The following is a 13,957-nucleotide window of genomic DNA, read 5'->3' as shown; positions in this document are numbered from 1 at the left end:
CGGCACTCACGACGACGAACGAAAACAGCCAGCACTAGAACCGGTCCGAGCGCCCGCTCGCGGCCCACGCGTTCGTGGGTGCACTGCTGGGGACGCGACCGCTGTGCCCGCGCGTCGCCCGGAGACGACCGGCGAACGCCCACTTCTTGCCGTCCCACGTCTCCTCGCTCTCCTCCTGGGCCTGCAGCTCCCGGTCGCGCAGGTGAGCACCGATGACGGCCGCGATGGCTGCGGCTTCCTCCGCATCGGCGTCCGCCGGGATGTCGAGTCTGTCGAGCAGTTCCTGACTCATCGCTACAGCGGGATGTTGCCGTGTTTCTTGTCGGGCTGGTCCTCGCGCTTGGACTTCAGCATGTGCAGGTCGTCGATGAGCCGCGGGCGGGTCTCGGTCGGTTCGATGACGTCGTCGAGGAAGCCCTTGTCCGTCGCAGTGTAGGGGTTCGCGAACTCGTCGCGGTACTCCTCGATGAGTTCGTCGCGGAGCTTGTCCGGGTCGTCAGCCTCCGCGAGTTCGTCACGGTAGAGCAGGTTGACCGCACCCTGCGGGCCCATGACGGCGATCTCGGCCGAGGGCCAGGCGTAGTTCACGTCGGAGCCGAGGTTCTTCGACGCCATGACACAGTACGCGCCACCGTACGCCTTCCGGGTGATGACCGTCAGGAGCGGGACCGTCGCCTCGGAGTAGGCGTACAGGAGCTTCGCGCCGTGGCGGATGATGCCGCGGTGCTCCTGGTCGGTGCCGGGCATGTACCCGGGCACGTCGACGAACGTGACGATGGGGATGTTGAACGAGTCACAGTAGCGGACGAACCGCGAGCCCTTCATCGAGGCGTCCACTGTGAGCGTCCCGGCGTTCGCCTTGGGCTGGTTGCCGACGATACCGACGGTGTGCCCGTCGAGGCGGCCGAAGCCGATGATGAGGTTCTTCGCGAAGTTCTCTTGCACCTCGAAGAACGAGCCCTCGTCGACGATGGAGTCGACGACGTTCGTCATGTCGTAGGGCTTCTGTGGGCTGTCGGGGACGATCTCCTCGAGCGCGTCGTCGCGGCGGTCCGGGTCGTCCCAGGGTTCGACACGTGGTGGGTCCTCGACGTTGTTGCTCGGGAGGTACGAGAGGAGCGTCTTGATCTGGTCGAGCGCGTCCTTGTCGTCCTCGCAGGCGAACTCGGCGACACCCGTCTTGCTGGCGTGGGTCATCGCACCGCCTAACTCGTCGTGGGTGACGTCCTCACCGGTGACGGTCTTCGTGACGCCGGGTCCGGTGATGTACATGTAGCTCGTGTCCTTCACCATGAAGATGAAGTCCGTGATGGACGGGGAGTACACCGCCCCGCCGGCACACGGACCCATGATGCCCGATATCTGGGGGACGACGCCTGAGGCCATCTGGTTCCGGTGGAAGATCTCGGTGAACCCGGCGAGGGCTTTGACACCCTCCTGGATGCGGGCCCCGGCGGAGTCGTTGAGGCCGACGATGGGCGCACCGACCTCCATCGCCATGTCCATCACCTTCGTGATCTTCTCGGCGAACACCTCACCGAGGGAGCCACCGAAGACGGTGAAGTCGTGCGCGAACACGAACACCTTGCGGCCGTCGACGTCGCCGTAGCCGGTGACGACCCCGTCGCCCAGGATCTTCTTCTCCTCCATCCCGAAGTTGTGGGAGTTGTGGGTCCGGAGCTGGTCGAACTCGTGGAAGGTGCCGTCGTCGAGGAAGTAGTCGATGCGCTCGCGAGCCGTCATCTTGCCCTTCTCGTGCTGGGCCTCGATGCGGTCCTCGCCGCCGCCTTTGAGCGCCTCCGCTCGCAGCTCTTCGAGTTCCTCGATGCGGTCTTCCATTGTCATGGTGACCACCCTGCAATCATTGGTCGAAACCACTCGCACCGGCGTCAAAAGGTTTCCCCAACGAAGTGATGCCGAGTCGCCGCGGCCGAGGGTCCGTCTCCCACCTGCGGATGGACGGGTAGCGCGGCGGTTATGGTGTCAGGCGGTGGTGTCGGCGTCCAGTCAGGCCGCGTTGTCGGCTCGTTCCGTGCTCGCGACGCGTTGGACGCTGGTGACGACGGCGAGGCCGACGAAGATGGCGGCCACGGCGACGTACTCGACCGGTGCCTGCCAGCCGAGGTAGCCCAGGATACCGTTGAACAGCGTGAACAGGAGGAACGGCGGGAGGACGACGCCGATGAGGAGTCGCCAGGCGTCTCCGAGCCCGCTGGAGAACCGCGTGCCGAGGGTGAACTCCTCGACGGCATCGCCGCCGAGGACCCATGCGGCGAAGACGACGAACGCGAACAGGCCGGTCGTGAGCAGGATGTCGACGACCGGGCCCGCGAGGATGCCGAACACTTCGGAGCTGAACGCGCTCACGGTCCCCGTGACGAGGACGAAGGCGGCGAGGCCGGCGGTCGCGGTCTTGCGCTCGAACCCGTGCTCGTCGACGAGGTAGGCGACGGGAATCTCCAGCATCGAGATGGACGACGAGAGCGCAGCCAGGGAGACGACGGCGAAGAAGCCGAGTGCGAGGAGACGGCCGCCGGGCAGTTCGCCGAAGGCGGTCGCGACGCCGACGAAGAGCGCGCCGGGGCCACTCGTCGCGGGGTCGACGTTGGGCGTCGAGAACAGCAGCGGCAGGACGACGAACCCGGCGAGGACGCCGACGCCGGTGTTGAGCAGGGCGATGATGCTCCCGTCGGCGGGGAGCGAGCGGTCCTCACCGATGTAGGAGGCGTAGGTTATCATCGTCCCCGCACCCACGGAGAGGGTGAACAGCGCCTGGCCCGCGGCCGAGAGCAGGATATCGAGGGCGTTCGCCTGCACGTACGCCGCGTCGAAGGTGAGGAAGAAGTCGTACGCTTCGCCAGCGCCCGAGAGGCCACCCGCCCAGACGGCCAGCGCCCCGAGCATCAGGATGACGATGGGCATCATGACCGTCGTGGCGCGCTCGATGCCGCCGCGGATGCCGCCCGCGACGATACCCGCCGTGATGGCGAGGAAGAGGACGTGGAAGCCGGCTGCGCCAGCGCCGTAACTGATGCTGCCGAAGTACGCGCCGGGGGCGTCGAAGTAGGCCCCGGTCGCGCTCGCGAAGAAGTACCGGAGGATCCAGCCGCCCACGACGCTGTAGAACGACAGGAGGACGAGGCCGGCTAGGACGGTGATGAGCCCGACCTTCCCCCAGTGCTTCGACCCGGAGAGCGACTCGAGCGCGCCCACGGGGCTCTTGCCGGCCCGGCGGCCGATGACGAACTCGGCGACCAGGCCCGGAACGCCGACGGCCAGGACGATACCCAGGTACAGTACCAGGAACGCGCTGCCCCCGTTCTCTGCTGTCATCCAGGGGAACCGCCAGATGTTCCCGAGGCCGACGGCGCTGCCGACGGCGGCGAGGATGAACCCGATTCGTGATGTCCACGATTCACGTGCCATTGTGCGCCACTGCCAGACTCTCCGTATTAGTGCTTGCGAACCGGAGACCCGTCAACTCGCCGTTAACACACGGTATGGTCGGTCTCTGTCCGGTTTCCGTTTTGTATCTCCGCGAAAAATAGGCGTCTGCTGAGGAATCGTAATCGTGCAGTTGGGTGGCGTGTGAACCGTCACCAGCTGCCCTGGCAGTCGGTGACCGGCGTGGCCCACGTCAGAGCGCGATGATGGGCTCGGCCAGCACCTTCGCGGCGACCAGCAGGTCCTGCACGCCGAGGAACAGGGTCACGACGACGGCGAGGCTGACGACGGTCCGCATCGCCCAGATCCACGCCGTGGCACTCCCGGGGCCGGCATCGGTCCCCTTGGTGAGTTCGACCGATGCCGTGTCGTCGCGAAGCCACCCGACGAAGACGAGCACGCCGAGGACCGAGACAGGGAGCAGGAGGTTGTACGCGAGGTCGTTGTACCACGTGAGGGCACCGGTGCCGGCGTAGGTCAGGGAGGCGCTGAACGCGGTCGGGATGCCGAGCAGGAACACCGCGAGCCCGAAGACAGCGGCGGCGGGCTTGCGGTCCCAGCCGGAGTTCTGGGTGATGTAGGAGACGACGACCTCCAGCAGCGAGATAGCCGAGGAGAGCGCGGCCAGCAGGAGGACGCCGAAGAAGACGACGCCGAGGATGCGGCCGGCGGGGAGCTGGGCGAACGCCTCGGCCAGCGAGATGAAGACCGCACCGGCCCCGCTCGTCTGGCGGATGGCTTCGACGGAGACCTGCGTCGCCAGGATGGGGATGACGACGAGGCCGGCGAGGAGGCCGACGAGGGTGTTCATGCCAACGATGAGGCCGCCGTCGACCGGGAGGGAGTCGTCGTCACCGAGGTACGAGGCGTAGGTGACCATCGCCCCCATCCCGAGCGAGAGCGTGAAGAACGCCTGTCCCACGGCTTTCGGGAGGACGCTCCAGAAGTTCGCCTTGAGCGTCGCGAGGTCGGGCGAGAGGTAGTAGGCGTACCCCGCTGCCGCCCCGTCGAGGGTGAACGCCCACGCGCCGAGACCGATGAGCAGGACGACGATGCTCGGGACCATCAGCTTGGTTCCCGCCTCGATGCCGTCCTCGACGCCGAGGGCGACGACGCCCACGACCAGCGCCATGAAGACGGCGTGCAGCGCCAGCGCGTCCGGGCCGCTCATGATTGCGCCGAAGTAGCCGGTCGGGTCACCGAAGTACGCGCCCTGGGCGCTCCCGAGGATGTACCGGATGACCCAGCCACCGACGACGCTGTAGAACGACAGGATCCAGAACGCGGTGAACACGCCAAGTGCCCCGACGACCGACCACGACCCACCGCCGAGTTCGCGGAACGCGTCGACCGGGTTGCGCTCGGTACTGCGACCGACGACGAACTCCGCCAGCATCGCCGGGAAGCCGATCAGCATGACGGCGGCGAGGTAGACGACGACGAACGCCGAACCGCCGTTACTCGCGGCCTGGAACGGGAACTGCCAGATGTTCCCGAGGCCGACGGCACTACCGACCGCCGCGAGGATGAACCCCGCTCGTGTGCTCCATGTCTCTCGTTCGCTCATGTGTGGCTATCGCTCACCGATTGCGATTGATAAACTGCCTGTTCCCGCGGTACAGGTCATGATTAGTCGATACAGAAATCGCTTGACAGCTCAGCGACGAAGAAGGACGGCCAGATTCTCTTTATAAGTGAACTGACTCGACTAGTCGTCCGTCGGCGACGGGTCGACCGCGCCCCGTCCACGAACGTCTGCGCCACGCCAGGTGCCGCGGCGGAACCAGGCGAACGCGATGATCGCGCCGAGGGTGTTCGAGACGACGAACGACGCCCAGATGCCGGCCTGACCGGTGGCGAAGGGGACCATCGAGGCGACCGGGTCGATGCCTCGCGAGAGGACCCAGGCGATGGGGAGGCGGATGACGCCGAGCATGGTGATGGCGATGGCCGCCGAGACCATCGTCTTCCCCGACCCGCGGAACGCTCCGTTGTACGAGCGCATCACGCCGATGAAGCCGAAGGTCGGCGCGACGACCCGGAGGAACGTCACCGCGATGTCGGTGACCTCCTCGTTGGGCGAGAGGGGCGAGACGATGGGTTCGGTGAACGCGAAGACGACGACCGCCAGCACCGACAGCGCGGCGAACATCCCGATAGCGGCGGTGTCGGCGGTCCGCTTCGCGCGGTCGTACTTGCCCGCGCCGATGTTCTGGCCGACCATCGTCTCGACGCCCTGCCCGACCGCGATGGCCGGGAGGAAGATGACGCTGAAGATGCGGATGCCGACGCCGAAGGCCGCGACGAAGCCCGAGGAGAAGATGGCGATGACGATGAGCATGAGGTTCACCGAGACCGAGCGCCCCGTGCCCTCGATGGACGCCGGGACGCCGATGCCGAGCATCTTCTTGAAGAACGCGAGGTCGGGGCGCATCTGCGAGAGGCGGATCTGGACGCCGCGGTTTCCGCGGAACATGATGGCGATGCCGACCACGGTCGCGACGAACCGGGAGATGACGGTCGCGATGGCCGCGCCCTGCACGCCGAGGCCGTCCGGAATCGGGCCGAAGCCGAAGATGAACAGCGGGTCGATGACGACGTTGAGGACGACGGTCCCGAACATCACGAGCATCGGCGTGATGGTGTCGCCGTAGCCCCGCATCAGCGAGATGAACACGAAGAAGCCGAAGAGGAACGGCATCCCGAGCGAGATGACCTCCATGTACCGGGTGGCCTCGCGCAGGACCGCACCGCGAGCGCCGAGGGTCCACAGCACCGTATCGACCGCGAAGAAGCCCACAATCCCGAGGATGGCAGAGGCGACGAACGCGAACATGACGGTCTGGGAGGCGGCGTACTCGGCCTCTCTCGGTTCCTCGGCTCCGGTGTGCTGGGCGACGAGGACGCTCCCTGCCACCGAGAGCCCCATGCCGAGCGAGATGAGCAGGAACACCATCGGGAACCCGAAGGTGATGGCCGCCAGCGCCACCTCGTTCACCTGCGCCAGCCAGAAGGTGTCCGCCAGGTTGTAGGCGGTCTGGAGCAGGTTCGTGATGACGATGGGCAGGGAGAGGAAGAACAGCGGCTTGGCGATGTCCCCCGATGTGAGGTCCATCTCCTCTTTACCCTTGAACAGGTCCGAGAGGCCCATCAGTCGTCACCTCCGCGGACGTGGCGGTCGACGTAGGCGTCCAGTTCGGCGCGGGCACCGGGGACGCCGCCGTCGTCGTCACGGGTGACGCGCTGGGTCCGGATGCCGTTCACGAGCGCCAGCAGGAAGTCCGCGGTCTGCTCGGGGTCGACGTCCGCGAACGTCCCGTCCGAGACGCCGTCCCGGAGGATGGCCGCGAACCGGTCCCGGAGCGCGGTATCGTGTTCGGTGAACTGCTCGCGGTACGCAGGGTCGTGCGAGGCCTGCGCCCGGAGTTCTATCATGGCGCTCGTGAAGGCGTGTTTCTCCGAGTCGAGTTCGTCGGGGACGACCCGCTCCAGCAGGTGGTCGAGCCGCTCTGCCGGGTTCGAGCAGTCTCCACACGTCGTCTCGTTCTCGAAGTGTTCCAGCATGAACTGCATGAAGTCCACGAGAAGGTCGTCCTTGCCGTCGTAGTGGTGATAGAGAAGGGATTTCGACTTCTCGAACTCGTCCGCGATGCGCTGTATGGTCAGGTTCGCGTACCCGTGGCTGGTGAGGGCCTCGTAGGTCGCCCGCATGATGGCGGCCCGGGTGTCCTCGGGGGCGGCCGCGAACAGCTGCGTCTCTCCCATCGTTGACTGAATGTTCATTCAGCCAGTTACTTGAAGGACGCTTCGACCCCCCAGCCTTGCCGCTACGAGGATGATGACACGCACCGCGAGAAGGAGTATCACTGCAGCGCTGTCTCCGAGTCGAGTGCCTCTCAGTCAGCCGTCGGGGCGTCCTCACCAGCAGGCCCGTCGCTCGCCGAGTCGCCACCGTCACCCATCGCCTCGATGTAGCGGATGCGCTCCGGAATCGGCGGGTGGTCGTAGTGGAACGTCTCGTAGAGCGGGTGCGGGAACGGGTTCGACATGTTCTCGCTGGCGAGGTTCGCGAGCGCGTTCGCCATCGGTGACGACCCCATCGTCTCGACCGCGAAGGTGTCGGCTTCGCGCTCGTAGGCGAGCGAGAAGTAGTTCTGGATGGGTGAGGTCAGCTGCATGACCGGCCCGACGAACAGGATGGCGACGAACAGGCCCGCGTACTCGACCTGCGGCAGGCCGAACATCGTGTAGAGCCAGCCCTGGCTCACGAGGTAGCCCAGGACCCCGAAGACGACCGCGAACTGGACCGCCGCGAGCGCGACGAACTTCCAGATGTGCCCGCGCTTCCAGTGTGCCAGTTCGTGGGCGAGGACGGCCTGTATCTCGTCCACCTCCATCTGCTCGACCAGGGTGTCGTACAGCACCACGCGCTTGGTCCGGCCGAAGCCGGTGAAGTAGGCGTTCGAGTGCCCCGAGCGCTTGCTCGCGTCCATCTCGTACACCTGGTCACAGCGGAAGCCGGCGCGCTCGAACACGTCGTCGACCGCGTCGCGGAGGTCGGACTCCTCGACCGGCGTGAAGTCGTTGAATATCGGGTCGATGACCCGCGGCTTGATGACCAGCATCGCGAGCGAGAAGCCGACGACGAGGGCCCACGCCGCGGCCGGCCAGTAGGTGGGCAGGGCGCTCACGAACCAGAGGACCGCCCCGGCGAGCACCGAGACGATGAGCGTGCTCACGACCGTCCCGAGGGCGAGGTCTTTGACCCACAGCTTCGGGGTCTGGTTGTTGAAGCCGAACTGCTCTTCGACCACGAAGGTCGAGTAGAGGTCGAACGGGACGTTCACGAGCTGCCCCCCGAGGAGCAACAGGGCGACGAAGACGACACCCTGGGCGAGTTCGGACAGGCCACTCGCGGCGAGCGCCGCGACCACGTCGCTGATGAGGCCGGTGTAGAGTGCGACGAGCAGGAACCCGAGGGCGACCCAGGTCGAGACCAGCGAGAGCCCGGTCCCGGCGCGCTGGTAGTCGAGGACCGCATCCAGGTCGTCGACGCCGAGCGTCTCGTGCATCCACTCGGACTCGGCGCGGGCGGTCGCCGCGCCGTACCTGACGTTCAACACGGACAGGAGGGTGAAGAAGGCCTCCGTCCCGACCAACAACACGACGAACAGGACGTGATACTCCAGCATCAGGTCTCCTGTAGGGTCCCCATGGAAAAAACGGCATTGCTCGGTGGCGGGGGTCGCAGCGGGCCGCCGCCGACACCGTTGGGGACAACGGCCAAGTACTCTGCCTCGCACTGTCGAGTATCGTGCAAGCGGTCTCGTGGCCGGTCGTCGGCTCGTTCGCGGCCGGAGTGGCCAACCTCGCGTTCCTCTGGTACCTGTGGGATTTCCGCGAGAAGCCGGGCGCACGGTGGTTCTTCGCCGTCATCGTCGGGCAGGTCGTCCTCTGTTTCTCACAGGGGGTCGCGATGCTCGTGTTCGACCCACTGTGGCTCCGCGAGGCACTGGAGGCGCTGTTCTGGCTGGCCGGGTCGGTCGTCGTCGTCGGCTACCTCGGGTTCGCGGCGGCGTACACCGGTCGGGGCCACCTCGTCGAGACCTGGTGGTTCAGGGCCGTTGCCCTGTTCGGGCTCGGCTTCGACCTCCTGGTCGTCACCAACCCGTGGCACCACCTCGTCTGGCAGAACTTTCGCCTCGACCCGATATACGGCGCGGCAACCGTCTCGTACGTCCACTCGCCCCTGATTCGACTCCAGTTCGTCGGCATCGTCCTCGTGTCTGTCGTCGGGATGGCGCTCCTGCTGGACACGGTCATCAGCTTCGGCCCACTGTACCGCAAGCAGGCCGCGGCCGTCGCGCTGACACCCATCCCCCCGATAGCCGCGTTCACCGTCTGGACGTTCGACCTCGGGCCCGCACCCCAGTTGAATCTCGTCCCCATCATGTTCCTGCCGCACATCGCACTCGACACCTACGCGCTCTTCCGGAGCGACATGTTCGAGTTCAGCCCGACGACGCGGCGGACCGGCGAGCGCGCCGCCCTGGACGACCTCGGGAGCCCGATCATCGTCGTCGACGAGAAGGGTCGCATTGTCACGCTGAACGCGCCCGCCGAGGCCGCGCTGGGCGTCGACAAGCGGGCCGCACTCACCGACCGACTCGTGGACTACCTCGGCGTCGACGACCTCGACCTCGCCGCGAGCGACCAGTCGCTCACGCTGACCCAGGAGGGGAGCTACGCGACCTACAAGCTGGTCACGTCGCCGCTACGGGACGTCGCCGGCACCCACGTCGGGTACACCGTCCTGTTGCAGGACGTCACCGACGAGATTCGACGCAAACAGCGTCTCACCGTCCTGAACCGGGTCCTCCGACACAACCTCCGCAACGACCTGACCGTCGTGCAGGGCTACCTGCAGGGTGCGGCCGACCTCGTGGACGACGACGAAGTGCGGTGGATGCTGGAGACCGCCGAGGACGAGACACGCGGGCTCATCGAACTCGGCGAGAAGGCCCGGACCATCGAGCAGACGATGGGCGGGGACGTGCGTTCCCGCGAGCCCGTCCCGATGGCCGATCTCCTCGCGGCGCTCGGCGACCGACTCGAAGCCGAGTTCGAGGACGGCCGGGTCACCGTCGCAGTCCCAGGAGCGTTCCAGCTGGAGACCAACCGCGAACTCGTCGAAGTGGTGTTCGCGAACCTGGTCGAGAACGGCCTCGAACACGACGACGGTACCGACCCGCACGTGACCGTCACCCTGGTTGCGGTCGAGGACGACGGGACCGCCGTATTCACCGTCGCGGACGAGGGGCCGGGCATCCCCGAGCACGAGCGACAGGTCATCGACGCCGGCGAGGAGACCGCCTTGGCTCACGGGAGCGGCCTCGGGCTGTGGCTGGTCAACTGGACCGTGTCGGCGCTGGGCGGCAGCGTCTCGTTCGAGACCGGGGGCGGGGACGATGAATCCGAGGGTAGCAGCGGGACGACCGTCCTCGTCCGACTGCCGGGTGCGGTTCCGGAGTCGGTCGAGCGACCCCTCCCTCAGGCCTCGCCGTAGACCGGGACTGCGGCCCCGCTGGTTACGGTGGCCGCGTCCGAGCAGAGGAACAGCATCACCTGCGCCACGTCGGCCGGGTCGACCCATTCGTCCTTCGGCGTCATCATCTCCCGGTTCATCGGGGTGTCCAGCACTGAAGGCATCACGCAGTTCGCCCGCACCTCACCACGATTCTCCTCGGCGAGCGTCTCGGTCAGGAGCCGGATACCCGCCTTGGTGATGCGGTAGGGACCGTCACCCTCACCGCCTTCCAGTGACGACCGCGCCGAGACGGAGACGATGGCACCCTCGCGCTCGCGCAGGTGGGGCAGGGCGTGCTTCGAGGTGAGGAACGCCGACTTCAGGTTGACGTTCACGAGGAACTCGAACTCCGCGAGGTCGGTCTCCTCGATGGGGTTCCCGCCGCGCCAGGTGCCGGCCACGTTGCAGAGGAAGTCGATGCGGCCGTGGTCCGAAACGACGTTGTCGACCAGTGTCTCGACGCCGAGTTCGTCGGTCAGGTCGGTCTCGTAGAAGTGCGTGTCGTCGTCCGGCTCCAGCAGGGAGTTCTCGTCGCTGGGCGGGACGATGTCGACGGCACAGACGGTCGCGCCAGCCTCGCGGAAGGCGGCGACGACTGCACTGCCGAGGGCCCCGGATGCTCCCGTCACGATGGCGACGCGGTCGGAGAAGTCGAAGGTTACCGACATAGCTAGAGACAGGCACGCAAGGGGCTTAAACGTCGGTCGAGCCAGCGAGCCACAAGTTCGGGGGACAGCAGACAGAAAAACCGCAGTTGGCCTCCTCTACAGCGTGACGAAGTAGTCGGTCGCGTACATCACGACGAGCCCGACGAAGAACCCGAGCGTGTTGGTCGTCGAGAGGAGGTCTCCACGCCGGCGGATCATGCCGCCGATGTCGAAGATGACCTGCAAGAGTGCGCCGACACCGATCGCCAGGAACAGCGCGCCGAGCACGGGCGAGAAGAACAGGTTCCCGATCCACCCACCGACGATGGCGGGTGCGCCCGCAAGCAGCCCGATGGCTGCGAAATGCCAGAGCGCGGGACGGTCGTCACGGGCCAGCGGAGCCACCACGACCGGTCCTTCGGTAACGTTGTGGATCATGAACCCGACGATGAGGAAGGCCCCGAGAGAGGCGCGCCCGAGCGCGAACGAGCTCCCGATGGCCAACCCCTCCGCGAGGTTGTGCAGGCCGATACCGAGGGCGGCGGCGTAGGCGAGCGAGAGCCCCGACGGTTCCTCACCACCCGCCTGCCAGTCCATCGCGGCCTGGAGCAGGAGCATCGCGCCGATGATGCCCAGGATGACGAGCAGGTTGCCCATGTAGGTGCTCGGCACCGCGTGGGCCAACTCGAACGCCTCGAAGCCGGCGTCGAAGACGAGGAACGCGAGGATACCCCCGGAGAACGCGAGCACGGCGTGGAGCGACCGGTCGCTCATGGATTCGAGGAACGGGAACCAGAGCATCCCGAGCGCGACCGGGATGACCCCGACGAACAGGCCGACGACGGCGAGCGTCAGGATGACGTCCATGTTGAACCCGGGCGTCTGCTGGGTCGCGACGATGGTGTGTCCGAACGTCGCGCCGGCACCGGTAATCACGGTGACGTGGTGGTCGAAACCGGCTGACCAGTGATACGGAATCGTGACCGTCCCGCTCTCGCGCGGCTGGAGCGTCCGGTCGTCGCCCGGGCTGGTCATCCCGAAGTTCCAGTTCGCCTCGTCGACGTGGACCTGTTCGATGGTGACCGGGGCCGCACCGTTGTTGGTGACGTGGACGACGAAGGTGCCGTCGTCGGGGACGGTCACGTAGTCGATGGAGACGTCGGGGAGCGGCTCGCCGTTGCCCTCCAGTCCCGCGAGCGGGGTCGTCACCACGAAGGCACCGACGAGGACCGCCAGCAGGACGACGGGGAGGACCCCGGCCACGACGGGCGGCAGTCCGAACGGACTGTTGCTTGACTGTTCATCTTCTGCCATCACACCGCCGTCTGATTTGGGTTCGTCCGTCATCTACACCACCTCGAAGAAGCTCATCCAGCCAAGTTCGGCGAACTCGGACTGGTGAGCGTGGAACATGTACAGTCCGGGGTCGTGGTCGCTGTAGTCTATCTCGAAGACGCCGCGCTGTGCCTGACACTGCATCACCGTGTCGATGTTCGACCGCGTCGGGAGCAACGTCGTGCCCGCGTCGTAGTAGTCGAAGAACTGCGAGTGGGTGTGGAACGAGTTGATGAGGTCGAACTCGATCATGTTGACGAGGTGGACGCGCTGAAGCTCGTTCCGGTCGATCTGGATCGGCTTCTTCGTCTCACCGGCCGCCCAGCTACCCTTTCCGTCCGTCTGGCCGACACCGTAACAGAAGCCGCGGGTGTTGACGGCGTACACCTCGTTGCCGCCGTCGAAGTTGGTGTCGAAGCCGTTCATGACCATCACCATCTCGTTGACGCCGTCGAAGCCTTCGGGGGCGTAGTCGGCGTAGCTGACCATGTTGCGGCTCTTGGCGCGCTCGACCAGCTCGTCGACCAGTTCGTCGGTCATCGGCCCGTGGTAGTTCACGTAGTCGCGGGGGTTCTCCCGGACGCGCTCGGGCTTGGGGTCGACGATCATCGCGCCGTACAGCCCGCGGTGGACGTGGGCCTTCAGGGGCATGGTGTGGCAGTGGTACAGGTGCGTGCCCATGGGTTCGGCCTGCCACTCGTAGGTGAACGGTTCGTCACCCGGTTCGATGAGTCCCGGCCCGTTGGTCGGGGTCCCGTCCATGTCCGGGTTGAGGTTCTTCAGGTGCGGGTGGATGGTGTGGGCGTGCTTATCCGACCCGTTGCGGAAGTTGATACGGACGAGGTCGCCCTCCTCGACGCGAATCGTCGGCCCGGGGACCTGCCCGTTGTAGGTCCACATCGGGAATTTGATACCCGGGAGTATCTCTATCTCGACGTCGATTGCCGTGAGGTTGAACTCCCGGACGGTTCGACCGTTCTCCTGGTAGACGTCGACGTTCGGGTCCAGGTCCGACCCATCACCGTTGTCGCCCGTGTTGAACTCCGTGAGGAACTCGTGGGGGTCGAACTCGTCGCCGGTGTACTCGCCGACTGCCCCGAAGTTGCCGTGGTCGCCGTGGTCGTCGCCGGCAGCGTGGCCGCCGTCACCGTCTGCGCTCCCGATGCCGGTCAGCGCCGCGCCGCCGAGGATGCTCAGGCCGCCGAGCACCGCCCGCCGCGAGACGGGCTCGCGTACGTCGATAGTATCGGTGAGTTTCCCTTCGAGTCGCTCCGTCAGCGACTGGGCACTCCCGTAATCCATCGACGTCACGGCCGAACACCGACTGGATGTGGCGTTTCACAGCGTCTCTCGGTGGAGAACGCCGTGTATTCGGTAGTAGTCATACCTTGGTTTAGGTGGTCTGATTAACTTAATGGTTCCTCTCTAGCCTTTGGATTAGACG

General features: G+C 66.3%; 11 protein-coding genes. 1 reads left to right on the top strand and 10 read right to left on the bottom strand.

Features of this window, described 5'->3' with window-relative positions:
* Positions 1-34: 34 nt before the first annotated feature.
* The 7 genes from ACSC1S_RS11190 to ACSC1S_RS11160 all read right to left on the bottom strand — a co-directional run bounded on the left by ACSC1S_RS11190 (position 35) and on the right by ACSC1S_RS11160 (position 8,636).
* Entirely contained in the window at positions 35-292 is a 258-nt protein-coding gene (locus ACSC1S_RS11190; protein ID WP_435364360.1) for a DUF8022 family protein, read from the bottom strand.
* 2 nt (positions 293-294) lie between these two features.
* Positions 295-1,839: an acyl-CoA carboxylase subunit beta gene (locus ACSC1S_RS11185; protein ID WP_435364607.1), complete on the bottom strand. Its 1,545-nt coding sequence runs from the start codon at positions 1,837-1,839 to the stop codon at positions 295-297.
* Between the two features lie 168 nt (positions 1,840-2,007).
* Complete coding sequence (locus ACSC1S_RS11180) at positions 2,008-3,426, bottom strand: sodium-dependent transporter (RefSeq protein WP_435364359.1); 1,419 nt, start codon at positions 3,424-3,426, stop codon at positions 2,008-2,010.
* Positions 3,427-3,637: 211 nt separating this feature from the next.
* Positions 3,638-5,011, bottom strand: coding sequence for a sodium-dependent transporter (locus ACSC1S_RS11175; protein ID WP_435364358.1), 1,374 nt, complete (start codon positions 5,009-5,011; stop codon positions 3,638-3,640).
* 141 nt (positions 5,012-5,152) lie between these two features.
* Positions 5,153-6,595, bottom strand: a complete 1,443-nt coding sequence (locus ACSC1S_RS11170) for an MATE family efflux transporter (protein ID WP_435364357.1) — start codon at positions 6,593-6,595, stop codon at positions 5,153-5,155.
* Positions 6,595-7,209: a TetR/AcrR family transcriptional regulator gene (locus ACSC1S_RS11165; protein ID WP_435364356.1), complete on the bottom strand. Its 615-nt coding sequence runs from the start codon at positions 7,207-7,209 to the stop codon at positions 6,595-6,597. The genes ACSC1S_RS11170 and ACSC1S_RS11165 overlap by 1 nt, the downstream gene beginning before the upstream one ends.
* A 131-nt stretch (positions 7,210-7,340) precedes the next feature.
* Positions 7,341-8,636, bottom strand: coding sequence for a M48 family metallopeptidase (locus tag ACSC1S_RS11160; protein ID WP_435364355.1), 1,296 nt, complete (start codon positions 8,634-8,636; stop codon positions 7,341-7,343).
* Between the two features lie 122 nt (positions 8,637-8,758).
* Here ACSC1S_RS11160 and ACSC1S_RS11155 point away from each other — a divergent pair, with 122 nt between their 5' ends.
* A complete protein-coding gene (locus tag ACSC1S_RS11155; protein WP_435364354.1) occupies positions 8,759-10,510 on the top strand; it encodes a histidine kinase N-terminal 7TM domain-containing protein in 1,752 nt (583 codons plus the stop codon).
* Here the strand turns inward: ACSC1S_RS11155 and ACSC1S_RS11150 are convergent.
* From ACSC1S_RS11150 to ACSC1S_RS11140, 3 genes are all read right to left on the bottom strand, one after another.
* Positions 10,495-11,199 (bottom strand): SDR family oxidoreductase, encoded by a 705-nt coding sequence (locus tag ACSC1S_RS11150; RefSeq protein ID WP_435364353.1) that lies wholly within the window; start codon positions 11,197-11,199, stop codon positions 10,495-10,497. The genes ACSC1S_RS11155 and ACSC1S_RS11150 overlap by 16 nt on opposite strands.
* Before the next feature lie 96 nt (positions 11,200-11,295).
* Entirely contained in the window at positions 11,296-12,525 is a 1,230-nt protein-coding gene (locus ACSC1S_RS11145; RefSeq protein ID WP_435364352.1) for a ZIP family metal transporter, read from the bottom strand.
* Positions 12,526-13,824 (bottom strand): multicopper oxidase domain-containing protein, encoded by a 1,299-nt coding sequence (locus ACSC1S_RS11140; protein WP_435364351.1) that lies wholly within the window; start codon positions 13,822-13,824, stop codon positions 12,526-12,528. It lies immediately after the preceding gene.
* Positions 13,825-13,957 lie beyond the last annotated feature (133 nt).

It is taken from the genome of Haloarchaeobius pelagicus (assembly GCF_051207375.1).
Taxonomy (GTDB): Archaea; Halobacteriota; Halobacteria; order Halobacteriales; family Natrialbaceae; genus Haloarchaeobius.
This window is presented reverse-complemented; position numbering and strand designations above follow the sequence as displayed.